At 54.0% G+C, this 24,675-nt stretch carries 22 protein-coding genes and 2 tRNA genes; 5 read left to right on the top strand and 19 right to left on the bottom strand.

Translation table 11 applies throughout. The annotated features are described in order from the left end of the window. The first annotated feature begins 17 nt into the window (after positions 1-17). The 4 genes from ACLH0I_RS02600 (at position 18) to ACLH0I_RS02615 (ending at position 4,374) form a co-directional block, all read left to right on the top strand. Positions 18-443 (top strand): type II toxin-antitoxin system HicB family antitoxin, encoded by a 426-nt coding sequence (locus tag ACLH0I_RS02600; RefSeq protein ID WP_411386223.1) that lies wholly within the window; start codon positions 18-20, stop codon positions 441-443. Positions 444-1,087: 644 nt separating this feature from the next. Continuing rightward, a complete protein-coding gene (locus ACLH0I_RS02605; RefSeq protein ID WP_411386224.1) occupies positions 1,088-2,236 on the top strand; it encodes a PP2C family protein-serine/threonine phosphatase in 1,149 nt (382 codons plus the stop codon). A 12-nt stretch (positions 2,237-2,248) separates the two neighbouring features. Then, positions 2,249-3,307 (top strand): serine/threonine-protein kinase, encoded by a 1,059-nt coding sequence (locus tag ACLH0I_RS02610; RefSeq protein WP_223524219.1) that lies wholly within the window; start codon positions 2,249-2,251, stop codon positions 3,305-3,307. After that, on the top strand, positions 3,304-4,374 hold the full coding sequence (locus tag ACLH0I_RS02615) for a serine/threonine-protein kinase (protein WP_223524222.1): 1,071 nt from the start codon (positions 3,304-3,306) through the stop codon (positions 4,372-4,374). The genes ACLH0I_RS02610 and ACLH0I_RS02615 overlap by 4 nt, the downstream gene beginning before the upstream one ends. Positions 4,375-4,433: 59 nt before the next feature. Here ACLH0I_RS02615 and ACLH0I_RS02620 read toward each other — a convergent pair whose 3' ends face one another. From ACLH0I_RS02620 to ACLH0I_RS02670, 11 genes are all read right to left on the bottom strand, one after another. Continuing rightward, on the bottom strand, positions 4,434-6,551 hold the full coding sequence (locus ACLH0I_RS02620; protein ID WP_411386225.1) for a DEAD/DEAH box helicase: 2,118 nt from the start codon (positions 6,549-6,551) through the stop codon (positions 4,434-4,436). Positions 6,552-6,554: 3 nt separating this feature from the next. Then, complete coding sequence (locus ACLH0I_RS02625; protein WP_223524228.1) at positions 6,555-7,487, bottom strand: DUF1837 domain-containing protein; 933 nt, start codon at positions 7,485-7,487, stop codon at positions 6,555-6,557. Between the two features lie 445 nt (positions 7,488-7,932). Then, complete coding sequence (locus ACLH0I_RS02630) at positions 7,933-8,913, bottom strand: integrase domain-containing protein (protein WP_223524231.1); 981 nt, start codon at positions 8,911-8,913, stop codon at positions 7,933-7,935. A 909-nt stretch (positions 8,914-9,822) separates the two neighbouring features. Beyond that, positions 9,823-11,145 carry a tyrosine-type recombinase/integrase gene (locus tag ACLH0I_RS02635; protein WP_411386226.1) on the bottom strand — a complete coding sequence of 441 codons (1,323 nt, stop codon included), beginning with the start codon at positions 11,143-11,145 and terminating at the stop codon, positions 9,823-9,825. Between the two features lie 172 nt (positions 11,146-11,317). After that, positions 11,318-11,393 (bottom strand) — tRNA-Thr (locus ACLH0I_RS02640). A gap of 75 nt (positions 11,394-11,468) precedes the next feature. Next, positions 11,469-12,293, bottom strand: a complete 825-nt coding sequence (locus tag ACLH0I_RS02645) for an FkbM family methyltransferase (protein ID WP_411386227.1) — start codon at positions 12,291-12,293, stop codon at positions 11,469-11,471. A 331-nt stretch (positions 12,294-12,624) separates the two neighbouring features. Beyond that, positions 12,625-13,857: a methyltransferase gene (locus tag ACLH0I_RS02650; protein ID WP_411387451.1), complete on the bottom strand. Its 1,233-nt coding sequence runs from the start codon at positions 13,855-13,857 to the stop codon at positions 12,625-12,627. Then, positions 13,838-14,527: an ABC transporter permease gene (locus ACLH0I_RS02655; protein ID WP_250961875.1), complete on the bottom strand. Its 690-nt coding sequence runs from the start codon at positions 14,525-14,527 to the stop codon at positions 13,838-13,840. Before ACLH0I_RS02655 ends, ACLH0I_RS02650 begins: the two co-directional genes overlap by 20 nt. Then, on the bottom strand, positions 14,524-15,219 hold the full coding sequence (locus ACLH0I_RS02660; protein ID WP_250961876.1) for an ABC transporter permease: 696 nt from the start codon (positions 15,217-15,219) through the stop codon (positions 14,524-14,526). The genes ACLH0I_RS02655 and ACLH0I_RS02660 overlap by 4 nt, the downstream gene beginning before the upstream one ends. Positions 15,220-15,297: 78 nt before the next feature. Continuing rightward, positions 15,298-16,050: an ABC transporter substrate-binding protein gene (locus tag ACLH0I_RS02665; RefSeq protein ID WP_014336085.1), complete on the bottom strand. Its 753-nt coding sequence runs from the start codon at positions 16,048-16,050 to the stop codon at positions 15,298-15,300. Between the two features lie 13 nt (positions 16,051-16,063). Next, positions 16,064-16,837, bottom strand: a complete 774-nt coding sequence (locus ACLH0I_RS02670; protein ID WP_079301527.1) for an ABC transporter ATP-binding protein — start codon at positions 16,835-16,837, stop codon at positions 16,064-16,066. Positions 16,838-17,215: 378 nt separating this feature from the next. Here ACLH0I_RS02670 and ACLH0I_RS02675 point away from each other — a divergent pair, with 378 nt between their 5' ends. After that, positions 17,216-17,653 carry a carboxypeptidase regulatory-like domain-containing protein gene (locus ACLH0I_RS02675; RefSeq protein WP_411386228.1) on the top strand — a complete coding sequence of 146 codons (438 nt, stop codon included), beginning with the start codon at positions 17,216-17,218 and terminating at the stop codon, positions 17,651-17,653. 9 nt (positions 17,654-17,662) lie between these two features. Here ACLH0I_RS02675 and ACLH0I_RS02680 read toward each other — a convergent pair whose 3' ends face one another. The 8 genes from ACLH0I_RS02680 to ACLH0I_RS02715 form a co-directional block, all read right to left on the bottom strand. After that, on the bottom strand, positions 17,663-18,112 hold the full coding sequence (locus ACLH0I_RS02680; RefSeq protein WP_186707258.1) for a hypothetical protein: 450 nt from the start codon (positions 18,110-18,112) through the stop codon (positions 17,663-17,665). Between the two features lie 40 nt (positions 18,113-18,152). After that, positions 18,153-20,387 (bottom strand): ATP-binding protein, encoded by a 2,235-nt coding sequence (locus ACLH0I_RS02685; RefSeq protein WP_411386229.1) that lies wholly within the window; start codon positions 20,385-20,387, stop codon positions 18,153-18,155. Continuing rightward, entirely contained in the window at positions 20,384-20,989 is a 606-nt protein-coding gene (locus ACLH0I_RS02690) for a biliverdin-producing heme oxygenase (protein ID WP_250961881.1), read from the bottom strand. The genes ACLH0I_RS02685 and ACLH0I_RS02690 overlap by 4 nt, the downstream gene beginning before the upstream one ends. A 95-nt stretch (positions 20,990-21,084) precedes the next feature. After that, the gene (locus tag ACLH0I_RS02695) at positions 21,085-22,143 is read right to left on the bottom strand and encodes a PDDEXK nuclease domain-containing protein (protein ID WP_411386230.1); all 1,059 of its coding nucleotides are present in this window, start codon (positions 22,141-22,143) and stop codon (positions 21,085-21,087) included. A gap of 200 nt (positions 22,144-22,343) precedes the next feature. Beyond that, positions 22,344-22,751 (bottom strand): hypothetical protein, encoded by a 408-nt coding sequence (locus ACLH0I_RS02700; protein WP_250961883.1) that lies wholly within the window; start codon positions 22,749-22,751, stop codon positions 22,344-22,346. Positions 22,752-22,816: 65 nt separating this feature from the next. Then, complete coding sequence (locus ACLH0I_RS02705; protein ID WP_186707254.1) at positions 22,817-23,146, bottom strand: DHCW motif cupin fold protein; 330 nt, start codon at positions 23,144-23,146, stop codon at positions 22,817-22,819. A gap of 112 nt (positions 23,147-23,258) precedes the next feature. Continuing rightward, positions 23,259-24,206, bottom strand: a complete 948-nt coding sequence (locus ACLH0I_RS02710) for an antitoxin Xre/MbcA/ParS toxin-binding domain-containing protein (protein WP_411386231.1) — start codon at positions 24,204-24,206, stop codon at positions 23,259-23,261. Between the two features lie 360 nt (positions 24,207-24,566). Then, positions 24,567-24,642, bottom strand: a tRNA-Phe gene (locus ACLH0I_RS02715). Between the last annotated feature and the right edge of the window lie 33 nt (positions 24,643-24,675).

Raw genomic sequence — 24,675 nt, forward strand, 5'->3', positions numbered from 1 at the left:
GGCAGAGGAGAAGCGGCATGTTTGAATATGCGTTGGAAATTCACGAGGAGCCAGGCTGCGTCTGGCTGTCGTGCGCGGAAATTCCGGAAATGCACGCCGCTGGCGATAATCTCGCAGAAGCCTTGGACGGTGCCCTTGATGCGATCGAGACAGCACTGTCCATCTACGTCGATGAACGTCGGGCAATTCCCGACGGTAAATCAGATGGGAAGACAGACCATTTCCTGCTCCGCCTGCCTGCTCTAACTGCAGCCAAGGTTGGGCTGTGGAATGCGCTTCTGGAGTCTGGAATGAGCAAAGCCGAGCTGGCGCGCCGCCTGGACGTACAAAGGCCTCAAGTAGATCGTCTGGTCGACTTTTTGCACCACTCCAAAATTGAGAGCGTCGAGCGCGCTTTGGAGCAACTCGGGCGCCGACTCTCGCTTTCAGTGGAAGCAGCCTAGGCCCAGTGGCTGATCGCTGATGACAAGCCCCACAACGTCGCTGTCGGGGGCATTTTTGTACCCGGACATTGGGAGGCGGGTGCTTCGATTGCCATTGTGGGTGAGGATTACTGGCAAAAGATGCTGTTTGGTTGAGCTGGTTTTGGAAAGGTTGCCGGTTGTCCTGGCCGAAAGATTGTCGATGGGTTTGACGGCCTCATCGCGAGCAAGCTCGCTCCCACAGGTTTTTCAGAGGGGCGGATGAAAAGTGAACACCCCAGAAACAACAAAGCCCTCGCATTTCTGCGAGGGCTTCGTTTTGTATGGTGCGGCACCAAGAGTCGAATCCATGTCTTTGTATCTGAAAATAAAGGAAAATTTCGTAGGTAGAATTTTTTCTACCTCTATTTGTATCCTTAGAATGCAGGCTGCCCTCATGCTAGATGTCGTAGTCAGGTTTTTATGCCGAATTCGCGCTAATAGAACCTCATTTTTGTCCGTGTGGTGAGCGGCACCTGCTTCGAATTGATGCTATAAAGCCATTAGCAGTTAACCGTGGTGAGCTGCCAGTGTCGTGTAGTATCTCCTTTCAGCATTTGATGCCTTTTGGTTTGCCGGCACATAGCCACATCACGCAGGATTGTCAGTATGCAGAAAAGATCGATATGAGTTCCAACAACCTCTTCCTCCAGCAACAGCTGACCAATTGGCTGTCGCGTAAAACCCCTACAGGTGGAGTTCGTCGAGTGGCAGCACTTGCGGCTTCGGTGGCTAGTGACATAGGGAATGTTCGAACCGAGAACCAAGACCGAGCTATTCTTGCGCATGGTTGGGATCGTGAGGGGCACGATTTCATAGTCGCTGTCGTTGCTGATGGGATTGGCGGTATGCGAAATGGAGGTGCTTGCGCTTCTATAGCTGTAGGTTCTTTTTTAGCTGCCCTGCATGAGAAAGCGCGTTCGACATCTACTAATCCTGAGAATTGGCTTCGTGAAGCTGCAAATGTATCTAACAGGTCAGTTTATAGCCACTTTCATGGGGATGGCGGCTCAACGATGGTCGCCGTTGTGTTGCGGCCAAACCGAGATGCTTTTTGGATGAGTGTTGGGGATAGTCGTGTTTATGAAGTGTCTAATAAGGAGCTCCATCAGGCTTCCATAGATGACACTATCGCAGGCCAACTTGGAAAAAATACAAATGTAGCAGCAGAGCAATCGAAGCTTCTGCAGTTCATCGGGATGGGCGATGATCTTGAAGTACATGTTTCGCAGATTAATACTGAATATGTCCAAACGATTATTTTAACAACGGATGGTATCCACTACGTAGCTCCTACGCCGAAGCTATTGGAAGCTATCTTTATAAATGCTGCCGATCCAGGCGTTTGTGCGAAGCGATTTTTAGACTTGGCGAAGTGGTGTGGCGGACCCGACAACGCAACTGTTGCGATACTGTCACTAAATGAGGTTTTAGACCTTAATCCAAAAATGCCATACGACTTCATTGAGGTTTGGGACGGGTTTGGCGAGATTCAAATCCATTTGAATGACGCTAGTATGTCCGAGTCAAATTCCACTCCTAAGCAGGAAATATTGCCTAGGCAACAATATTCGAGACCTCGTATAAAAAGAGCCGTTGTATCGGAAACAGTACCTGATAGTAGTGCTTCGACCAGCGCTGAATACGCACACGTAAAAAATAACAACGAGCATCAAAGAAATAAGCCTGTATCTACAAAAAAAACCTCTGCTAAGCCAAAGGCCTCGAAGAAAATTCCACAGTTACTAATTGACTTCCCAAACAAAATTAACTGACAGGATTCAGTCATGGTATTGGCAGGCCGATATGAAATGGGGGGGGATTCCTTTTCTGGAGGGATGGCCCATGTGTACGTTTGTCGTGACCTTATCTTGGAACGAATAGTCGCCATTAAGGTAATGCCCGGTGATGGAAATCAACGGCGTGTAAGAGACGAAATATCTGCACTACTCACGTTACGGTCTAAGCATGTGGTTCAAGTCTACGACGTTTTTGCGCTTGCTGAGAGTAGGGAAGACCTAGCGATAGTTCAAGAATTCATAGATGGCAGAGACTTGTTTGATGCCACAATGTTTCCTGAAAATACTAAAGATTACCTAAAGCTCATATGGCAAATTTCTTCGGGTATCGCGGATATTCACAAGCTTGGAATAATTCATCGCGATATAAAGCCGAATAATATGAAGGTCGATGGAGAGGGCGTTCTTAAAATATTTGATTTTGGGCTTTCTCGACCTGATGGAGATGAGGCTTCCACAGTTGGATTTGTAGGAACGCGTGGGTTTGCTGCACCGGAACTTTATGCGCAACATGTAAATTTCACCGCCGCCGTCGATACCTTCGCATTCGGTGCTACAGCCTTGTTTATGGCTAAAAGGGGGCTGCCTGCCGAACTTACTGCGCAGCCTCCTTCGTTCCCGCAAGATAATTTTCAAAATAACAATTTTAACCTGCCTGTTGAGTTAGTACAGATCTTAAATGCCTGTCTAAATCCTGACCCTGCTCAACGACCTGCAATGGCGGCTGTTCGAGACCTGATCGGGAAGTACTTGTTGTCAGGTAGGCACAAGGCACTTGTAGTCTTTGGGAATCAAGCTTCCTACCTGGACCATTCGTCTCGTTCCGTTTCACTAAAGTTGCCTACAATGGGAGAAGTTGAGATCAGCTACGATGGACTGAATTTTTCAGTTATAAGCATGAGCGGGGATGTTTTTGTGAATAACCGCCGTGCGGTTGTTGGATACGTACTCCCTGGCGCATGTGTTGTCGCATTGGGTGCTCCTGCACATGGTAATAGACGCCGATACATAACGTTCGATCTTTCACATCCGGAGATAGTTCTATGAGCGGTCCGTTGGCTGCGGGTGATGTTATTGGAACGCGATATGAGGTAGAGCGTTATTTGGATGAGGGAGGGATGCAGTTCGTTTATGTTGCGAAGGATTTATTGACTGGGAGAATTGTCGCTCTGAAAACTCCTAAGAATAAGTCAGCACAAAAACGTTTTCGCCGAAGCGCAGTGGTTGCTGCGAAGGTGAATCATCCCAATGTAGCGAAGACACTTGACTACGTACGGGAAGGGGATCGCCGGTTTTTAATTGAAGAGCTAATTGAAGGTAAGGATCTGAAGGCAGCCTTGCTAAAGGATGCTAAGTTCTTAGATCCATATTTGGCCGCAAAAGTTTTTCATCATCTAGCCAAAGGTGTAGCCGCAGCACATCATGCTGGTGTCATTCATCGAGATTTGAAGCCGACAAATATCATGGTAGTAGGCGATTACTCTTTGAACGAGCTGAAAGTCACTGACTTCGGTATTGCGAAGATGGCTGAAGAGGAATTGGCTGAAGCGGTCGAGGGTGGGGATACTAGCATGACTAGCTCACAGACTGCTGTCGGTGCACTGCCGTATATGGCTCCTGAGGCAATAGAAAGCCCTAAGGATGTATCGAAAGCCTCCGATATCTGGTCAATTGGTGCAATGATGTATCATTTGCTGTCCGGGCAGTATCCGTTCGGACAGGGTTTAAAGGCAGTTCCCCAAATTATTGCTGCTGTCCTTCCTGGAATTCCGGAGTTTATAACGAATAAAGCTCAATTCGCACCACTTGGTAGCGAGGTTATGAACTTGGCGTTGTCTTGTTTGAAAAAAGATCCACAGCAAAGACCTACCGCTGATGACTTAGTGTTGAGTTGTAGTGAGCTGTGTTACACATCTTCTCCAAGACACAATGGTACGATCAATAATATTTTGTACAGTTCGTACGGGTTTATATCTTCACCATTGGGAAATGTGTTCTATCATAACGATAGTGTCTATGGTGCACCGCTGAAAATCGGGGATAGGGTTATGTTCTCCAGTTATGATGGGGGTGGGGCGAATAGGGCTTTGCCTGTTGTTAAATTGGAGTCGTAAGTTTTTAGGCTCCATGACTATAAAAGTACTGGAGCCCATTGGAAGTAGTCGATGTTGTTTCAAGGCTTGCTGTTGCGAGTCTGTGTTTCGACGCCATCAAAAAAATAATCTAGAATATATAAGTCGAACTCATCCAACTCGCCGATAAGGTGGTTGAGTCCTTGTGTATTCAAGGCCTGTAGTTTATCAATCGCTTGGTATATGTTTAATTCTTCGGAGTTGAAGTCTATAAGTCCCGCATGGTGAATTTGCTTGGAGATGTTTCGTGGGAGTCCATATTCCTCTAGTTGATATACGACTTTCGGGAGGAATGCGTGAGCTAGTTTTGATACAAATGGTGAAATGTCTTGTGCGCTATCGCCGAGAATTTCTTTTTGTATTATAGATACGTCATTGAAGAGAGCTGCAAGTTTAAATGTTACAGTCCTTTCTAATTTGAAAAAATCGTCAACTCCAACATCAATGGCGTTGAGCTGTTGTAATAGTTCCGGGATCGTTTTTGTCCAGTTTTGGGACAGGATTTTTACAAATTCAACAACTTTTGTATAATCAGTTCCCCAGCCTGCTGGCTGAAGTCGAATGACTTTGAATAATAATCTTTCCCAATTTTCTGGGTTTTGAGAGTTAAGGTATCCGAGTCCGTTCCATGAGGCAGGATTATTTTTGAGGTCTTTAACGATATCCATAATAAGAAACGAATTGCTACTTTGAAGCATGCTGTTGTTTTTTATATCTTTATAGCTCTTCTCCCCAATGAGTTCTGACATTTCCTCTCGGTAGGCAATGATTTTGGCGATTTGTTCTGGAGTCAGCTCTTCAGAGGCGACTCTACTTTCCAAGTCGGAAACTAGTTCGTCCGGGATTTCAAGATTTAGTGAGTTGTCTGTCTCTTTTGGTGGTTCTTCAAGTATATAAATCTTCCCAACAAAGTGACGAAGCATTCGTCCACCTCGGCCTATAATGTTTTTATAGGTGAAGTCAGTTATTCGCGCTCTGCCTTTTCCACTTAAGTTGCTCCATAATATTACATTTTGGGCGGATGTATTAACTCCTTCTATAATTGATGAAGTGGAAATTATGGTTTGAAGTGCATCCGGCTCTTCAAAAAGTTTTATCTGGATTTGGCTTAGGGATCTGTGTAGCTGGCCATTATGAATTCCAGTTCCCCGTAGAACCATGTTGGTGAGTCCCCAGTTGGGGTCATAATTTTTAGCAAGCCATTTACTGAAATTGCTAAGTAGCTTAGTGTTTTGTTTGTTTCGATTACTTAATATTAGGGTGGATAATTTTTCAATATTTGTATAGGTGCCCGCGTAGATTAAAGTTTTGCCAGTCGTGGAGTCCAGTATTCGTAGGAGCTCTTGGCTTTTTTTGGTTTCGTCTTTTCCTATTTCTTTATATAAATCTTGTTTTTCTAGAAAAACGGTATTGAAATCAAGGCTGCAAAACTCCATGCCCTTTGTAAATATATTATCTTTCAACTTGTTTATGTTTGGGGCTAAAAAATATCGCTGCGTTGCCTTGTCGCCTAGCTTCAAAATAGCCCTTAGCAAGGATGGAGATCTTTCTTTATCAAAAACCGAGCTTGCTTTATAAAATTCATCGATGACAAGCATATCTAACACATCAATTTTATCTACGTAAGATATTGATCTTTCTTGAGGGAATATGAATATGTTTTGATCGGAAAGCTCTTGGTCGGATGTCGTAATTATTTTATAGTCAAGCCCGAACTTTCTTTGTAATCGACGCCTTGTCTCATCGGTGAGAGCGATTGTTGGAACGATTATGGCAATGTTTTTAGGCTTTTTTATTGAAATAAAAGAGTCAATAACAAAGCTCTTTCCGAAACTTGTTGGTGCGCTTACCGCCACACTTTTTCCCGAGAGTAATTTGCTTAGAAGTAATGATTGCTCACGGTGCAAGGTGACTAGCTCAGGTGCTCCTGTGTCTACCTTAAAAGATTCGTGCACATACCTATCTTGCCAAATTGAGCTGCCAAGTTCTAGGTAGGGGTAAAGGCCAGTTTGTCTAATTAGGTTGTTTAGAAGAGGAGTATATTCTAGCTTCTGGCGTTGGAAGTAATCGAGTAGTTTTATAAGTTCATTGCGTGCTGAAAATTCATTACCCTCGGTGATCAGGTTGTTTATTCTTCCACATTCTTCAAAGATTTCCATTTCTTAGCCCTGCTTTTTTTTCGGTTTTTTATAATGTTCCGCGTCGCTTACGAATGCCTCTATGATGGGCTCCTTCTCAGGCACAGGGAAAAGAATTATGTGAAATTTTATTTTTTCGTAGAAGTGTATATTGGCCAGGCTCTTTATTTGCTTCTTGAAATAAGCGTTTGCTCGCTCTGAGTGGAATGCGATTATTTTTTCCTTGTAGTCTTCAGAGATCTCTGTTGATGCATTTGTGATGCTGCACTCGTGTAGCAGTAATATTGGTATGTTGATCTTCGGTTTTAAGGTATCAATTGAAGCTTGATGTGATAGCGAAGCTTTTATTTTTTTCTTCAATTGATCATTTATTTCTAAGTGATCAATGTCCGCGATATTAGTGATTATGCTGTTTTCTTTTTTTAGCTTATCTGTTTTTAATGAGTTTCCTACGGAGGTAATAATGCTTGGTAATCTTGAATCCTCAATACTGTTGAAGAATTTCGCTTCCCCAAACCATAAAGAGAAATCGTCGTCCCCTTCCAGAACAATATGGACGCTATCCGCTCCCTTAGCATTGTCTTGAGCATTTTGCTTATAGAATATTTTTGGAACAACAGGTAGGGCTTTGTATTTATGCTTCATGATGGCATATAGAACAATTTCTGCTAACTCACTACCCTTGCTTATATCTTGATCCTTATCTGTAAGTCTTAGGTTCTCTGCTGCACGCTTTAGGGTTGACTGTGATTTGTGTTCAAGATTTTTACGTTCTTGATGAGATAGCGCGGTTTGTGCGATGTTGTCCCAGATGAAATTACTAAATTTCTCGTAACGCCAATCACCGTCTTCAAAGTCATTAATTATGCTAAGTACATGTTTGTTTTCTATTGGGATTAGTTCAGGGTCTATATTTAAATTAATAAAACTACTGTCAATTAGAACTTCAAAATCCATTTCTCAATCCCTGTTGGCGAACTACTTTCGTCGCCACTTATGCGAGCTGCGGTAGCTCTTAGTGATGTCGTATGGCCATGATGCGATTTTTTCGTGCTGCCGTCGAGCTTTGTATTCGACATGGGTAGACGAGCGCTAACCCTCCAACGTATCTGCTCTCCTTGAGATACCTAGGCGTGGGTTATCCAACCGCCAGGGTCTACCCATCCGCATCACGATGTACCTGCTGGTTAGATAGTAAGAGTAAACAGTTACGGTTTTCCGATTTCGAAGGTAGCTGTTCAAGAACCATTTCAGATGCTTTTCTTTCCACTTCCACGGATTCTCCAGCTGCCAACGTTCCAGAATCGCTGCTTGGATATTTTTTGCCTGATGAAAGTGTCTTGCTCGAGTTGTCGAGGAGCCATGGACGATCCCGGATATGAAGAGTTCCATGCTAAATGGTTTACACATGCGTCCCCCCAATATATGCCGCTACCACGTCGATACGCCTGTGCCCCAACTCATAGCTGATCTGTACTCGGGCTTCTTGATCGAGATGTCGGTCGACTTGGTGGCAACGGCCTCCGTTGGCGGGCGCAAGATGATGGGTGATTTGCTCATAGCGTTCGCACGCATAAGCCGCACGCAGTTCGTGGAATCCTTTGAGGTTGTGCGTATGGAGGATCTCTCGTGCGGGGCGGATGATTCCCTTTTGGAAATCGAGGTAGCTTTCATTTGACGCAACCAGGTTGCGGCTACCGTCGGGAGAGACCTGTTCCGCATACCTCAGCGCATCGCGAATATGATCATCTACCCTGATCCAACGGGGTGCCAATGCACCAGAGCGGCCACCTTTGGTGCCATTCTGGATGTTGATCTTGCCAAATTGTTCAGCTTCTCGTTTTAGGCGCGGAAGGTCGGCCAAAATGGCCTCGCGCAAGCGCATTCCGGTGGCTCGTGCCAAGTGAGCTATTGCAGCGGCACGTGGGTACCGCTCGCAAAGCGCGTCGACGATCTGCATTATTTGTTCACGATCTTGACCTTGTGGGGCTGTTGTACGGACAGTAGTGCGCTGCATCCCCAAAGTCTTACTCGGACTCGCCACCTTCACATATTGATCACCGCGAATCGCCGCCAGGGTCCGGTTCACACTGGACAACCGGTTTTGCGCGGTGGCGATGGCGAGGTCGCCCTGTTCAACTTGGTGACGCAGATGTATCGCGTAGTTCAGCAAGGTCTGCCGATCAATTTGTCGCGCATCGTTAAACCCGGGCCCATCCTCCGACCGACACCACCGAACAAACGCCTGCCAGCGATCACTGTGCGCTTTAACGGTCCCATAGTGCCCGCCGCCGAACATGTCTTTCAGCGCTTGCGGCCCGGCATAGCTCAACTGCCGACCATAGCCAAAATTGCGTCCGTCCCGTCTACCGACCAATGCCATGATCAAACTCCTCTCGAAGCCAAAACTTTTAAAACTTTCCCCACGTCATCCCGCCAAGAATGTTGAGTGTTATCAGGGATCAAGGCCCCTGCGACCTGTGAGGGTTGTCCACTAACGCGGGACTGACGGCTCTTTACGACCGGGAGCTTGGGCATCTCATGATCTGGCCTCCTGAACACCGTTACCGGTGGGCGGGCGGAGGTTGCATTGGCTGACGAGACCAGCGCCGTGGGATCCTGAGTCAGGTGAAGGCAGTGAGGCGATGACCGGGGCATCCCTGACTGTCAGTCAGGTGCAGTCCATTTCGTGGGCTGCGGCACCATCATCTGCATCGCTGTTGCGGGTGACTTCGGTGTTTGTCACGCCGATTGTCACGAGGGGGAATGCCGCAAAGCCTTGTACGAGTTGGGCTGCAGCAGCGGTAGGAGCGCCCGTCTCTTTCCGGGAGAAAGAGACGGGCGCAGGTTGGCGCAATGAAATGGCCAAGCGGATAGGTTGCTGCAGGGCAGCGATGAAGGGGTATGAGTTGCCGCAGTGGGCACACTGATAAAAGTAGGCATCCATCACATCGCTGTGACCGTGCGAGCCGCCGGACGCTAATCGCACTTTGGGGGAACCACCACGGTGTGGCGTAGCCTTAAAGGTTCTGGCTACCTGGGTTGCTGTCAACGACAGCGCTTTGCCCGATCTTTTCTACGCCTGTGGATAATTCGGGTCAAGACTCCAATTTTCGGGAGTTCTGCGGCTGTGGATGAAATTATCCACCGGTGGAAATCCGTGGTTTTCCACAGACAGTTGGGTGGGCTTTAGATTTTTTAAGTGAGGTCCATCCAAACAGGGCGGCTTTGCAGCCCTGCTTGGATGGACCCGCGTGGACAAGCGGATCGCTGAGATATGAAGACCGAGCGCTTACTCAGTTGCGCCACGTTTTGCTTTTAGGCGAGTGACGTTCGGTCCGGTCTGGTTCGCGAATTCGTGTGGAGTGACATGCTCCTGCCCATTGGCCTCCAGGTACCGGCTCCACCAGTTCATGATCAGCCTGCGCTCCTCAATAAACTCGGCCTTGTGGATGTAAGCGGCGCGGACGTTGTTGCGTTCCTTGTGGCTCATCTGCCTTTCAATGGCGGTCTCGGACCACAGTCCTGACTCGATCAGTGCGCTACAGGCCATCGAACGAAACCCATGCCCGCAGATATCGATTTTGGTGTCGTATCCCATCGTTCGTAGCGCGTTGTTCACGGTATTTTCGGACATGGGTTTCCAGGGTTTGGCATCACCTGCGAAGACCAATGCGAATTTACCCGTGAGTGCATGGATTTTTTCGAGTAGTGCCACTGCTTGCGGCGATAAGGGTACTAAATGGATATCCCCTGCCATCTTCGTACCCCTTGTGGAAAAGGGTACTCCCTCCAGCGCGGGTCGAGTGTCGGGTATCTCCCATGTACCGCGCTTGAGGTCGAACTCGCTCCAGCGTGCGAAACGCAGTTCGCTGGAACGTACAAACACATGCAGCGACAGCATCACCGTCAGACGGGTAAGTGCCCGGCCTTTATAGGTGTCGATCCGCTCCTGCAGTTCCGGCAGTCGCGATAAGGGTAGAGCCGGGCGATGGACCACACGCGGGGCCTTGATCGAGCCTTCGAGGTCGTAAGCAGGGTTTATGGTGATAAGCCGGAGGCGTTTTGCCTCGCGCATGATGCTCTGCAGGTAATTTTGTACCCTTAAAGCAACGTCTATCGTTCCGCGCTTCTTGATCGCTTCCAAGGGCTGCATGAGGTCATGGGTGTCGAGGTCGACAATGGCGCGGGCGCCGATCAGCGGGAATACGTGGGTTTTGAGGCGGCTCATCACAGTCTTGGAGTGGCCCGGCGCCCACTTGGCCGACATTTCCGTGTGCCAGTCCAGCGCAACGCTTTCAAAGGTTCTGCCTTTGATCACGGCTTCCGCCTTGGCTTGGTGCTTGGTCTCTATGGGATCAATGCCATCCGACAGCATTCGCTTGACCTCCAAGCGCTTGCGGCGCGCATCGGCGAGGCCAATGACGGGGTAGTTGCCGAACGAGGTCAGTCCTTCCCGTCCGTCGGGTTTGACGTAACGGAGCCGCCAGCCTTTGCGGCCATTGGGTTGGACTAGGAGGTAGAGGCCATCGCCGTCGAAAAGCTTGTAGGCGCGGTCTGTAGGTTTTGCCAGGCGGCAAGCTGCGTCGGAGAGCGGAGCTGTGGTGCGCGACATAAGGGTACTCCCTTTTATCGAAGTGACCTGTATCCCAAACTCTACCCTTAAAACGGTTGGAATCCACCAGTTTCTGACGGAAACCGATGGAACGCCAAAACGAAAAAACCCGCCAGAAGGCGGGTTTTTCGGGGGTTCCAGAGATTTTGAAAGCCTTCTCTGGAACCTTGTATGGTGCCGGCACCAGGAGTCGAACCCGGGACCTACTGATTACAAGTCAGTTGCTCTACCAACTGAGCTATACCGGCGTGTGGGCGACGATTATAGCGATTGGGTGCGTTCTGTAAACCCCTGAATTCTGACTATTTTTGCACGACCCATGCTCAAGCGCGGCGCAGCAGGGCGCGTACTTTCTGCAAGGCTCGCCACGCACGGCTGTTTTGCATGGCGTGGAGTTGGGCTTCGGCCTGCTCGGCGCGTTGCAGTGCGGCGCTGAGCTGTGGGTTTGCATCGTCGACGGGGTGGCTGAGTTTGTGGCCTTTGCAGAGCTGGAAGCCGTCGAGGTTGCACGGGGGGATGTCGAAGGCGGGTTTGAGGGCCAGGTGCTCTTCGGCGAGGTAGTAGGTGTTGATGCCGTCAAACAGGATGGATTGGTAGCCAGCGTCGGTTACCAGGTTTTCCCAGGTCTGGTCGCGGGCCCATGGGGTTTCGATGAGGATGATCCAAGGGCGCCAGCGGCTGAAGTCCATGCCGCGCAGCACGGTTTCTTCATGGCCTTCGACGTCGATTTTCAGGAAGTGGATGGGGCGGTCCTGGGCGTATTGCTCGCAGATGGAGGCCAGGGTGCGGGATTGGACTGTCTGGGTGCGCACGTCCATGCCGGCGTCGCGGTGTTGTTGGGCGACGCTGGTTTCTACTGTGGATAAGCCTGTGTCGGCGATGGTGTAGAAAGTCAGGCTGTCGGCGTTTTCGCCGGCCACGCATTGCAGGTTGATGTCGTACGGGCGTTGTTGGCAGAGCGCGTCGTAGTAGGCTGGCACCGGTTCGATGTTGATGCCGCGCCAGCCGCGGTCGTAAAACGCGCGGGTGACCGAATCATCTGTCGGATGGTTGGCGCCGACGTCGAGGTAAAAGCCGTTTTCCACCGATTGAAGGGCGCGCCACAGGCGTATGTCTTCGAAGTTTTGTGCGTAGGAAATGAACGTCACGGCCTGTCCTTGAGTGTGTCGGCATGGTGTCAATCACGATACGTGGGGCTGTTGTATAGCACGGGCGCGGTGGACGCAATTATTGGCGCGGGGCAGCACTGAATTCGGCGGTTATGTCGTTTTGCTTAGACGCTTATGCACAACAGGCTGGATGACACGCGGGGTACCTTGCGATTTTGTGACCGCTTTCGCGTTTCGTCGCAAATGCCTGTTTTCATGGTTTTTTATCCATATGAACAAAAAATGACCAATGCTGATTCGGTCAGGAAATCACGGATTTCTTGGATTCGAGTTTATTTCATCAACAGAGTTATCCACAGGCTGTTTCGTCTCAGTAACGCTCTGCCAGCAACAGCAGATTGCGCGGCGTCAGGGGTGTTTCACAGAAGGTGCCAAGGCGAACGTCGTAGCCCTTTTGCGTGAGGAAAAGTGCTCGGTCCAGCACCAGCCAAAGCTCCAGTGGCCGTCGGAAAAGGCCTCGCAGCAACTCCAGGTTGCGCACCTCGGCCAGGCGCTGGTGACCTGCTGCTTCCAGAGCGACCCAATCAGGCGTGCCGACTGTGGATAAGTCTTTCAGGGCCGCCAGATCGGTGCAGTACTGGGCGAAGGATTTTTCCAGCCAGGCGCTGGGCAACGACGGGGTGGGCAGGTAGTCGTCGCACCCTCTGATCTGCCGTTGCAGGAGGTCGAAACCCAGGCGCCAGGCCATGGATTGGTCCCGCTGTCTTCTTACACGCGCGCCAGCGGTGACGGTTTCGGTTTGCGGCAGGCCGAGATCGTCGAGTGATAGCTGTAGGGCAGCGACTTTGGCTGCGTCGGACAGCGCTTGATAGCGCTCGCTGCTGATGCGGTTGTAACAGCATGGCGCGATAGCCAGTTGTGCACAGCCAGCGGCGCTGGCCAGGTGCATCAGGCGCACATGCAGGTCGCCGCAGGCGTGCAAGGCCACGGGGGTGTGTCCCGGATGCAGTGCGTGGGCCGCGTCCGCTGCGAGCACATCTTGTTGCAGGTGCGTGGCCGGCAGGTGATGGCGCTGGCTCAACAAGTGGCCGCTGGCGACCAGCGTAGGATCGTACTCCAGGCAGGTCAGTTGCTGCTCATCGTGCAGCAGGCGCCGACCGAGGTGGCCTTTGCCGGCGCACCAATCGAGCCAGTGGGTCGGCGGGGTGGTGAAGCGCAGGCGGCTGGCGAAGGCTTCGATTTGCTGCCATTTGCGCCCGGGCACGTCGACGTTCAGGCGATGGCTTGGCGCTTCGAGCGTGTTGGCGGGTAATGCTGCGACAGCACTCAACGCGCGAGAGGTAGCGGCCAGTTCCGGGAATGGCGCTGGCGCGTCTTCCATCAACCATGGCTGGTGATGATCGTTTTCCGCCGCTTTCAGCGAACGCTGGCGTAGCCATTGGGCCAATTCCGGGTGGGATGTTTCCCAAGGCAGATGCAGATAGGTGAATGGACGTGGTTTCCACAGCGCCTGGTGCGCTGTGAGAAAAACATCCAACGCCGTGAAGCGGGCGAGCAGTGCCTCGCCCGTTAGACCGCCGCTGTCAGCGTCCTTGGCAGGCATCGACACGCAACCAGCGTTCCAGTTGCTTGAAACCTTGAACCAGGACGAAGGACATCAGCAGGTAGAACATGCCCGCCGCGAAGAAGATCTCCACCGGCATATAGGTCCGGGCAATGATGGTGCGGGCCATGCCGGTGAGTTCCAGCAGGGTCACGGTGCTCGCCAGGGCGCTGGCCTTGAGCATCAGGATCACTTCGTTGCTGTAGGCCGGCAGGCCTATGCGCGCGGCGCGGGGCAGCATGATGTAGAACAGCGCCTTGGGCCGCGACATGCCCAGGGCCCGGGCGGCTTCGATCTCGCCACGGGGGATGGCCTGGATCGCGCCGCGCAGGATCTCGGCGATGTAGGCGGCCGTGTGCAGGGTCATGGTGGCCGTGGCGCACCAGAACGGATCCCGCAGGTACGGCCACAGCGCACTGCTGCGCACGGCATCGAATTGCGCCAGGCCGTAGTAGACCAGGAACAGCTGGACCAACAGCGGCGTGCCACGGAAAAAGAAGATGTAGGCGTAGGGCAATGCCCGCACCTGCCACAGGCGCGAAGAGCGGGCGATGCCCAGTGGAATCGCCAGCAGCAGTCCGGCGATCACGGCGATGGCCACCAGTTCCAGGGTCAGTGTGGCGCCTTGGGCCAGCTTCGGCAGCCACTTGATGATGATGTCCCAGTTCATTGGGTGCTCCTGGTAAATCCACGGGCGGCGCGTCGTTCCAGCAGGTGCATGCCGATCATGGCGAGCACCGTCAGGCCCAGGTACATGAAGGCGGCGACCATATAGAAGGTGAACGGTTGCTTGGATACGGTCACGCCGATTTGCGCATGGCGCATGATTTCTTCCAGGCCGATCACCGAGACCAGCGCGGTGTCCTTCATCAGGATCATGAACAGGTTGCCCAGGCCAGGCAGGGCGATGCGCCACATTTGCGGCATGATCAACCGGGTGAAGATCCGCCACTTCGACAGGCCGAGGGCGACGCCGGCCTCGCGGTGGCCCTTGGGGATCGCCAGGATCGCGCCGCGAAACACTTCGGTGGCGTAGGCGCCAAAGCACAGGCCCAGGGCAATGACCCCGGCGGCGAAGGCATCGAGGGCGAGGTCGGGGTTGCCGAAATACTCACCCAGGGCACGCATCAGGTTGACGGTGCCGAAATAGATCAGCAGTACCCAGAGTAATTCCGGGATGCCGCGAACCAGTGTCGAATAGGTGCCGCCCAGCCATTGCAGCGGCTTGTGCGGCGAGGTCTTGGCCAGGGCGCCGAGCAGGCCGAGTACCAGCCCCAGGCAGAGGGCCGTGAGCGCCAACTTGACGGTCATCAGCGCGCCGGCGGCAAGCGCCGGGCCGAATCCGTAGAGATCGATCATCATGGGTAGGAATTCATATCGCGGCAGGCTTTGCTAAGGGCCGGCGCTGCCAGAGAGCTGCGCCGGCCAGGCACGTCAATATCAATAGATATTGAACGGGAAGTACTTGTCGTTGATCTTTTTATAGGTGCCGTCGGCCACGATTTCTTTCAGGGCAGCGTTCAGCTTGTCGCGCAGCGGATCACCCTTGCGCACGGCGATACCGATCTTGTCGCTTTCCACCACCGGGTCGCCCTTGAATTCGTAAGCACGGCCAGCATCGGTTTTCAGCCAGTCGTAGTTCACGTATTTGTCCGCCAGGATCGCGTCGACGCGGCCGGAGGTCAGGTCCAGGTAGGCGTTATCCTGGGTGTCGTAAAGCTTGGTGGTGATGTCGCTGCCCATTTCATCTTCCAGCCAGGTGCCGGCGAGGGTGGAGCGTTGTGCCCCGATGACCTTGCCGTTGAGTGAGGCTTTATCGGTTTTGAAGTCGACATTTTTTGGCGCGATGAATTGCAGTTTGTTGGAGTAATACGGGTCGGTGAAGTCCACGGCCTGCTTGCGTTCTTCAGTGATCGACAGCGACGAGACCAGGAAGTCGAACTTCTTGGCGTTCAGGGCCGGGATGATTCCGTCCCAGTCGGAAGTGACCACTTCGCACTCGACTTTCATCTTGGCGCAGAGGGCGTCGCCGATGTCTTTATCGAACCCCACGACCTGGCCGCTGGCGTCCTTGTTGTTGAACGGCGGATAGGCCGCTTCGATGCCCATCTTCAGCTTTTCGGCCGCCATGGCGCTGGCCGAAAAGACCAGGCTGGCCGCTGCGGCCAGGAGGAATTTCTTGTAGGTCTGCATGTGTACTGCTCCGTTAGCGGTTGCTGGACATGAATTGTTTGCAGCGCGCCGAAAGCGGGTTCTCGAAGACCTGCTGTGGCGATCCTTGCTCCTCGACCAGGCCTTGATGAAGAAACACGATTTCGCTGGAAACCTGACGGGCGAAGCCCATTTCATGGGTGACCAGCAGCATGGTGCGTCCTTCTTCGGCCAGGGCGCGGATCACACTAAGTACTTCCTGGACCATTTCCGGGTCAAGGGCGGAGGTGGGTTCGTCGAACAGAATCACCTTGGGCTGCATCGCCAGGGTGCGGGCGATGGCGGCGCGTTGCTGCTGGCCGCCGGACAGCTCGGCCGGGTAGGCGTGGCGTTTGTCGGCGATACCGACCTTGGCCAGCAGCGCTTCGGCCACTTCGACGGCTTCGGCCTTGCTCTGGCCAAGCACCCGGCGCGGGGCTTCGATGATGTTATCGAGCACGCTCATGTGCGGCCAAAGGTTGAAGTTCTGGAAGACAAAACCGATCTCGCTGCGCAGGCGATTGATCTGTTTGCCATCGGCGGCCACCAGTTCACCGTTTTTCGCGGCCTTTAGCTTGAGCTCTTCGCCAGCCACCAGGATCTGGCCCTGGTTGGGGTTTTCCAGCAAGTTAATGCAGCGCAGGAATGTGGACTTGCCGGACCCGGAGGATCCGAGGATCGAGATCACATCGCCGTCGCGGGCGGTCAGCGAGACGCCTTTGAGCACCTCCAGCTGTCCGTAGCGTTTGTGCAAATTGCGGATTTCAAGCGCGGGCGTGGCCTGGGCCATGTGCGGTCCTCATGGTATGTGCTCCCTTGCTGTTGGCAGCCTTCCTTGGCGAGGCGGCCAAGCTAGCATGCGTCCGAATGGCCGCCAACAGCGCGACGGGCGGTAAACCGGTGATGTGCGGCAGGTTGTCGCATCGGCACAGCAGACTGTCGCGCCATCAACAACCGAACGGCCGTTTTAACCTTGTTTACCGGTGAAAGCCCCGGGGAGTCGCGTAAAAAAAGGCGCGATGGTGCCAGCTTTGGGCGGGGGTTGGAAGGGTTAACCGGATGAGCGTGCCTATTCCGATTGGCATTCGCCTCAACTTCCAATCGGTCTGAACGTCGGTGTTCATAAATCGATCAAACGAAGAGGCGTCCCATATCAGGAGTTGTTGTCATGAAGTCGCTATTTTGCCTCGTCGTGCTAGGCGCGCTGCTTTTTCCCGTCATGCTCAACGCCACCAACCTCGCTCCTGTAGACAACACAGGCGTCCAAGTCCAACCCATGCAGCAGAACGGCATCACTTACCTGTCCGGCGGCATCGGCGAGGACGAAGCCCGGGCCATCGAGCAGGCCCAGGGTTACAACTTGCACATGACCTTTGCGATCGGCCCGGAAAACAAATACGTCCCGGACGTGGACGTGACCGTGCAAAAGGTATCGGGAGAAATAGTGCTGACCCTCAGCGATACAGGGCCGATGGTTTATGTGCAACTGCCACCGGGCAAGTACAACGTGGTGGCGACGCGCAATGGTGAAGCGCGGCGCGACACGGCTGAGGTAGGCAGCGGGGCCGCGCGCAAACTGGTGTTCCATTGGAACAGTGACGAATAGCCGGCCGGCTTATTCGGCGGCGGATTCTTTTTCCAGGACTTGGCGATAGCGGTCCAGCGCCTCGCTGAAGTCCTTGATGAACTCCGGTGTGCTAAGCCAGCGCTGGGCGGTCTCGCGGTCCATCTCATCGACCCACATGCGGTAGTCCACCAACATGTCGGCGGCCAGGTTGGTCGCCGCCATGCTTTCGTTTTCGGCGTTTTTCAGGTCGAGCAGACCCGGGCGTTCGATGATCATTTCGCTAACATTTGCCAGCAGCGTATCAAGCATTTCACTGCGGCTGACGGCCTCGGCGTCGCGCAACTTGGCGAACAATTCCAGCACGTAGACCGGAGGCTGGGCGGTGGCGTGGGCCGGGTCGCCATACATCGGGATCGATTTGCGCCCGGTCATGCGGATTTGCTTGGCTTTGTCTTTGGCGCGCTTGGCGCGTTTTTGCTGTTTGTTCAATGAGGCCATTGGGCTTCGGTTTCCAATTCGTTAGGGGACGGTGCCCGGCTCAGTCGATTTTCGGCACGGTAAAGCGGAATTCGCTGCCCTGGCCTGGCCGGCTTTCGGCGTGCAGTTTACCGCCATGGGCCTGGACAATCCCCTTGGAAATGTACAGCCCCAGCCCGGTGCCGTTCGGGTTGCCTTCCTTGGTCGTCCAGTAGCGCTCGAAAACATGAGGCAATTGCTCTGGCGCAATGCCTTCACCGGTGTCGCGGACACTGAACACGATCTCGTTACCGACGGACATCGCACTGATCCCCACCGAGCCCTGTTGCGGCGTGAACTTGATGGCATTGCCGATCAAGTTGGACAGTACCTGGAACAGCCGCTCGGGGTCGGCGTTGATCCGCAGGTTGGGTTCGGCATGGAAGGAAATGTCGATGGCCTTGGCGGTGGCCAGCGGTGTCAGCAGCGAACAGGCGTCTTCGAAGATCTGGCTGACATTCATCGGCTGGGGATTGATGGTGTAGCGCCCGGCATCGATGCGCGAGGTGTCGAGCAGGTCTTCCAGCAGCGCGTTCATGCGGCTGGTGGCCTGCTGCATGGTATCGATGGCGGAAGAGATTCGTTTGGAACTGTGGGAGCCGTCGGAGCTGAAGGCCTTTTGCATCATGCCGCAGAGCATGGAAATGACCGTCATCGGGCTGCGCAGGTCATGGGACACCACGGCCACCAGCTCATCGCGGGCTTGCACGGCCTGGCGTTCCTTTTGCACCTGGCGGGCCAGGTCGTTTTCCAGGGCCGAGCGCCGCAGGTCGTTGGCGGCGAACAGATCGCCATGGGTCCATTGGGTGCTGATGCCGGCCATTTCGACTTTCCAGATCTCGAAAGATGTCCGGGGCCGCAGGCGCAGGCCGGTCTCGCTGTTTTCCACGGCCAGGGGTTTTTGCGGGTCGCCGCTCCATTGGAGGGTTTGCTTCACTTCGGGACGGAACCACAGCACGCCGTTTTCCACCGGTTTGGGCAGGTGGATCGCCAACACGCCGCTCGCCACATCCTGATAAGCCTTGGCAGGTGCGAAGACGCTGCCCAGGTTGTGGTGGGCGAACACCGGTTGGCCGGTTTCCAGAATCCATTTGTGCAGCTCGCGGATTTGCTCAGGTTCTGGGCATTGGCCGTGGCGATGCAGCTTGTTGTTCTCGAAAATCGCCACACCGCTGGCCCCTGTCAGGTCCATGAGGCGTTGCGGCTCGTGGGACAAGCCATCGAAGACATTGTCGCTGGACTCGGCCATGGCAGTGGCGAGGACCTTGAGGTCTTCCAACTTGGCGTCCCGTTGCCGGGTGAGTTCCAGGGCCTGCATGGCGCTGATCTGCAGCGACAGCACCTGGCCGATAGTCTGGCAGGCCATGCGCATTTCATGGGGCACCAGCAATGGCTGGCGATTGCCGCAACTGATCAGCCCCCACAAGCGCTCGCCTTCCATCAACGAGATGCTCATGGACGACAGCACGCCCATGTTTTTCATGTACTGACGGTGGATCGGCGAGACGCTGCGCAATGTGGCAAAGCTCAGGTCCAGGGGCGCCAGGGTATCGGGCCGCAGCTCCGGGACCAGCGGTACCGGTGCGTAGTCGGCGTTGGGAATGATACGCAGCCAGTTGGTGCGATACAGCTCACGGGCCTGTTCGGGAATATCCGACGCTGGGAAAAACAGCCCTTTGTAGAGTTCCATTGAAGGTGCGCTGGCCTCGGCGATCACCTGGCCGTGGCCTTCTTCCTCGAAGCGATAGATCAGCACCCGGTCGTAACCGGTCATGGCCTGGATTTCCCGCACGCTGATTTCGTACAGGGCCTGGAGGGTTTTTGCACTTTGCAGGCGTTGCAGCATGCGGCCCAGGTTGGCCTCGCCGCTGACGCCTTCGGGGCGATAGTCGCTCAGGTGCTGTTCCAGTTCGACGATCAGGGCCCCCTGATGGCGATGCACCAGGGCATCAAAGCGCTGCTGGTTCACGACAATGGCCACGGGCACGTTGTCGCTATCCGGGGCGGCGCGACAGGCGACGAGGATCGCCTCGGCCTGTTCCAGCCCCAACAGTGCGTCGAGGGTCTGGCCCAACAGCCTGTGGGGATCGTGCGCCATCAACTGCAACACGTTGGCGCTGACCTGACGGATCACGAAATCGGGCTCGGACAGCATCAACAACACACCATGAGGCTGAATGGCCCCGGGGAAGCGAATCGGTTCGTCTGCGCAATTGGCCAGCAGTTCTTCGAAGGCTTCCTGGTTTTCCGGGGTCATAACAGTACCTTTTGGCTGTCCAGCCAGTGTTCAAAATGAGTGAACGTCGCCTTGGCGGCGCGTGTGACTTCGAGCGTCCGGGCCTCGCCAAGGTTCCTGTCGTCCAGGTATTGGAGGAAATCCTTCCAGCGTCGGCCGGTGAGTTCGCCATACACATTGAGAAAGGCCGCGCCACTGGACGCATCAAGACCGAGCTGCTCGGCCACCCTGCGCCGCAGGATCTGGCCGCCGAGGGTTGCGCCTTCCAACACATAGGAAACGCCGAGGGCGGCGGCTCGGGAGTCTATTCGTGGCAGTGCCTGGCAGGTGGGTAGTGCCTCGATAGCGGCGTCATCCAGGCCCAGAGCCGCGAGATCGGCCCGCAATACCGGGAGTTTGATGCGCAAGGATTGGTCCAGCCCGGTTGGAATCAGCGCCAGCCTGTGAAGCCGCTGCTCCAGGGGCTGATAAAAACCGTAGTAGGCCGCCATCAAGCGCCGGTATAGGTCCAGGTCCAAATCTGGCGAGAAAAACGGCAGGCGTTTTTCCAGGGCGACGTGCAGTTCCGCGGTTTCGGTCCGCAATGTCTGGATCAGGGAAGGGGGGGAAGAGGCCGGTGACATGCGGGATGGAGCTCATTGAGTGGCGCGTTGCTGGAAAAAAAGCGCATCAAGCTTACATGGGTTTTTTGAGTGCGCGACCATTGGGTATCGGCTTTTTATTCCTTGAAGTCGCTGCGCCCGATTGCCCCTTCCTCAAGGCGTGCCTGTTCGCGATCCAGCGCGTTGCGCAGCTCTTCTTCGGTGGGGAGCACCAATTGATACTGGCTGGCGAATAGCTGTTCATTGCCCTGCAACACGGAATAACGCACCACCGACTCATCCTTTTGAGCGCAGAGAATGATGCCCACGGTAGGTTTGTCGTCGGGGCCGCGCTTGAGGTCATCGTAGAGACGCACATACATATCCATCTGGCCGATGTCCTGGTGGCTGAGCTCGCCGCGCTTGAGATCGACGATCACAAAGCACTTGAGCAGGTAGTTGTAGAAGACCAGGTCGATGTAGAAGTCTGTGCTTTCGGTGCTGATGCGCTGTTGGCGTGCGACGAAGGCGAAGCCTTTTCCCAGTTCCAGAAGGAAGCCTTGTAGCTGGTCGATCAAGGCCTGTTCGAGATCGGTTTCCAGCAGCATGCCGGTATTGGGTAGCCCAAGGAACTCAAGGACCACCGGATCCCTGACGATGTCCCTGGGACCGAAATCCAGTTTCTCAAGATTGATGGCCGCTTCCTGCTCTACCGCAGGTCGGTCGCGACTTGCCAGGAGACGTTCGTAATAGAGCGTGCCGATCTGGCGTTCCAACGCGCGGGTGGACCAGTTTTGAGTGACGGCTTCGTTCATGTACCACCGACGTGCATTCGCATCTTCTATGCGTAGCAGCGTTCGATAGTGAGTCCAGCTCAATTCGTGACGCAGTGCGTCACAGATTGGAAACGCCTGATAAAAGAGGCGCATGTAGCGCAAATTTGAAGCATCAAATCCCTTCCCAAACCGCGACGTCAGCACCTTCGCCAGCGACGGTAGCAACCTTGCGCCGTAAGCCGCCCGCTCGGCGCCGCCCTGCTCGAACTCGATGATGTGCCGGCCGATCTGCCAGCAGGTTTGTACCTGGAGCGTATCGATGGCTCGCAGGACCTTCTGGCGAGCCTGACGAATCAGCTCGCCGAGTTCGTTGATCAAGGGGGCAAGCTGTGGGTCATCCTGGGGCAGCAGTGGCGTCATCGCAGTGTCCAGCCATTGAGGGGGGGCGGACCGCAAGGATGCTCCAGGCGACGTCTCGATGATGCCGGACGGGGCTGATTGCTTGGAGGGAAAAATAACTGATTTATGCAGGACGGGGATGACGCCGTCCTATGTCCGTTGGCCTTGGTGCGTAGGAGCTATCCCTACAGCCTGTAGTCAAGCGCGAGTCCCTTCGCTGCTCAGACCTTACCTTGCGCCAGAGCCTGGGATGCGGCGACATAATCAGCCTGGAATTGCTTGCTCTCCACCCAGTCCAGCGCCGTCTGCTCATCGACACCCGTGGTCAGGCGGCGATATTCGATCAGGGCGGTAATGATGAAGTCAGTGGCTTCTTCCTCACCTTCCTGCTCCAGCACCAACTCCAGCAGTGGATGGCCCAGGAAGGCCGTGCACATGGCCTGTTGGCTGATCTTTTCGGCGGCACCCATCAGTTGGAACAGGTCCGATAGGTCCACGGTTTCCAGATCGATGCGCTCATCGTTCGGGTCGAGGAAGTCATTCGGCGCAGTGGCGCGCTTAACCCGGTTCTGCTTGGCTTTCACCTTGGCGCGCTGGTTTCGTTTCTGCTGTTTGTTGACCGATGCCATGGGTCGGTTCCTTGCTGGAAAATAAGGCCACCTATCCTACAGCTTCAACGCGGACGCTTCGAATCTCAATCCACGATGAAGAGCGTAGCCCCCGATGAAGTGGAGGATCGATGAGGTTCGGCCTGGTCGGCGACCTGGTAGCTCATGCCGGCCTTGAGCAAAAATTGCCGACCGTCTTCAAGTTCAGTATTGAGCTCGCCCTTGAGGCAAAACAGGATATGGCCCTTGGTGCACCAATGGTCGGCCAGGTAACCGGCTGTATATTCCACCATCCGTACCCGAATATGCCCGAATTGCCGCGTGCGCCAGTAAGCGGTTCCGGTGATGCCCTTGTGCTCGGTGGGTTCGATGGTTGACCAATCGGTGGTGCCGAAGGGAATGCCGGTGATGTCCATGTCGACTCGCTTGCTGGAGGGGAGCGGACGAATGTAGCTGAGTCTGTGTGGCGGAGAAAGGAATCGTCGGCAACAGGCACTTTGGCAAATGTCCTTCTGATGCCGCTGGCGCCTACATGCTGTCCTGGAGTTTGGCTTGATGAGCCATCCAGCCATGGATATAACTCAATATCTGCTGGGTTCCTGCCTCGGTTTCTACCAACTCGATAGGACGATAGCCATTCAGGTGGATGTTAGGTTGTTCCATCCATTTGAACGCCTTACCTCGATTCCCTCGAATGGGAATAACCAATTCAAGGACCTGTTGTAATAAATCGGGACGTGCATACCAGGACTCTGGTTTTACCGTCGCCTTTCGTCCGGGGATTACTCGAGGTAGCTGACAGGCAGCGAGCTCCGCGTGAGTGATATGAGTACGCACCCAATGAGCCGTGTCGGCTAGCTCGGTATTAGGAATTCGTTCGTGGTTGGTCGTGGGAATAACGACACCCACCCTGACAGTCGTGTGTGTACGAATCATCTGGAGGGCCGGGGCGATATCGGTGTCGTTTGTGACAAACACAGCATGATCAATCGCCCCGGTAATCGCGTCGTGATACGCGTGCAGAGACAGGTTCACATCGCTCTGCTTTTCCTCGATTTTCCAGGCCTGGATTTCTTCGCATTCACGAGGGGCGCGATCCGGATGGCGAGAATCGACAACTTTCACCTTCATCCTATTGACCGCATAGTAGCCTTCCACCAAGTCGATGCGTTCGCCGTACAGCTTGCGCAAGGCCGTGTGATAGCGAGCTTGAGACGAAACTGAGTCCTGTGCTCGTGCCACGGATTCGATGATTTTGGCTGTGAAGAATTTTATCGAGGGGGCGGCAAGCAGTGATGGTTGTCTGACGAGGTTGTCATTGTCCTTGATCAGCACAGATGGCAGGACGTGTTTTTCAAACAGTGGCAATAAATCGAGCCATTTATATGCGGTTCCCCTCAGGCAACCGTAGTAGAAGTTGTAGCCATCGATGTAGATACGGGTGCGCAGAGGTTCGAGCTCGGGCGATCCCTGCATATCTCATGCTCCAGAAACGAAAAAACCGGCTTGCGCCGGCTTTTTCCCCCTCCAACCAGATGGTCAGGCCACACCGGTCACGAGGGTTAGTTGTTGGGGGCAGTATTACGCAGATTCTGCGTGTGACGCAAATTTTCACTGCGTTTGACGCAAACTCGATTCCGGAATGGTAGAGCCCATCAGGATCGGCGTGAGGGAAGAGGTTAATCGCTCACGATGCGGCGATCAAAGACAGAAACGAGCAGCAACACTTATGCTGGCTGGTCCATCAGGGCTGCCCAAAAAAGACTGGCGGGTGGCACAAGGAAACGCGGGCAATAAAAAACCCCGATCAATTGCTTGATCGGGGTTTTCGGTATTTGGTGCCCAGAGACGGAATCGAACCGCCGACACGGGGATTTTCAATCCCCTGCTCTACCGACTGAGCTATCTGGGCAACGGGGCGCATTAAACGGGTTTTTCAGGGGGG

It is taken from the genome of Pseudomonas sp. MPB03 (genome assembly GCF_046605385.1).
GTDB lineage: Bacteria > Pseudomonadota > Gammaproteobacteria > Pseudomonadales > Pseudomonadaceae > Aquipseudomonas > Aquipseudomonas zanjanensis.

Excerpts from the sequence above, each read along its gene's own strand:
- ACLH0I_RS02710 (WP_411386231.1), bottom strand. The coding sequence starts at position 24,206 with ATGCAGGGATCGCCCGAGCTCGAACCTCTGCGCACCCGTATCTACATC.
- ACLH0I_RS02685 (WP_411386229.1), bottom strand. The coding sequence starts at position 20,387 with ATGACCCCGGAAAACCAGGAAGCCTTCGAAGAACTGCTGGCCAATTGC.
- ACLH0I_RS02630 (WP_223524231.1), bottom strand. The coding sequence starts at position 8,913 with ATGGCATTGGTCGGTAGACGGGACGGACGCAATTTTGGCTATGGTCGG.
- ACLH0I_RS02620 (WP_411386225.1), bottom strand. The coding sequence starts at position 6,551 with ATGGAAATCTTTGAAGAATGTGGAAGAATAAACAACCTGATCACCGAG.
- ACLH0I_RS02660 (WP_250961876.1), bottom strand. The coding sequence starts at position 15,219 with ATGATGATCGATCTCTACGGATTCGGCCCGGCGCTTGCCGCCGGCGCG.
- ACLH0I_RS02635 (WP_411386226.1), bottom strand. The coding sequence starts at position 11,145 with ATGTCGCGCACCACAGCTCCGCTCTCCGACGCAGCTTGCCGCCTGGCA.
- ACLH0I_RS02605 (WP_411386224.1), top strand. The coding sequence starts at position 1,088 with ATGAGTTCCAACAACCTCTTCCTCCAGCAACAGCTGACCAATTGGCTG.
- ACLH0I_RS02600 (WP_411386223.1), top strand. The coding sequence starts at position 18 with ATGTTTGAATATGCGTTGGAAATTCACGAGGAGCCAGGCTGCGTCTGG.
- ACLH0I_RS02705 (WP_186707254.1), bottom strand. The coding sequence starts at position 23,146 with ATGGACATCACCGGCATTCCCTTCGGCACCACCGATTGGTCAACCATC.
- ACLH0I_RS02670 (WP_079301527.1), bottom strand. The coding sequence starts at position 16,837 with ATGGCCCAGGCCACGCCCGCGCTTGAAATCCGCAATTTGCACAAACGC.
- ACLH0I_RS02690 (WP_250961881.1), bottom strand. The coding sequence starts at position 20,989 with ATGTCACCGGCCTCTTCCCCCCCTTCCCTGATCCAGACATTGCGGACC.
- ACLH0I_RS02625 (WP_223524228.1), bottom strand. The coding sequence starts at position 7,487 with ATGGATTTTGAAGTTCTAATTGACAGTAGTTTTATTAATTTAAATATA.
- ACLH0I_RS02610 (WP_223524219.1), top strand. The coding sequence starts at position 2,249 with ATGGTATTGGCAGGCCGATATGAAATGGGGGGGGATTCCTTTTCTGGA.
- ACLH0I_RS02695 (WP_411386230.1), bottom strand. The coding sequence starts at position 22,143 with ATGACGCCACTGCTGCCCCAGGATGACCCACAGCTTGCCCCCTTGATC.
- ACLH0I_RS02615 (WP_223524222.1), top strand. The coding sequence starts at position 3,304 with ATGAGCGGTCCGTTGGCTGCGGGTGATGTTATTGGAACGCGATATGAG.
- ACLH0I_RS02700 (WP_250961883.1), bottom strand. The coding sequence starts at position 22,751 with ATGGCATCGGTCAACAAACAGCAGAAACGAAACCAGCGCGCCAAGGTG.
- ACLH0I_RS02665 (WP_014336085.1), bottom strand. The coding sequence starts at position 16,050 with ATGCAGACCTACAAGAAATTCCTCCTGGCCGCAGCGGCCAGCCTGGTC.
- ACLH0I_RS02675 (WP_411386228.1), top strand. The coding sequence starts at position 17,216 with ATGAAGTCGCTATTTTGCCTCGTCGTGCTAGGCGCGCTGCTTTTTCCC.
- ACLH0I_RS02655 (WP_250961875.1), bottom strand. The coding sequence starts at position 14,527 with ATGAACTGGGACATCATCATCAAGTGGCTGCCGAAGCTGGCCCAAGGC.
- ACLH0I_RS02650 (WP_411387451.1), bottom strand. The coding sequence starts at position 13,857 with ATGCCTGCCAAGGACGCTGACAGCGGCGGTCTAACGGGCGAGGCACTG.
- ACLH0I_RS02680 (WP_186707258.1), bottom strand. The coding sequence starts at position 18,112 with ATGGCCTCATTGAACAAACAGCAAAAACGCGCCAAGCGCGCCAAAGAC.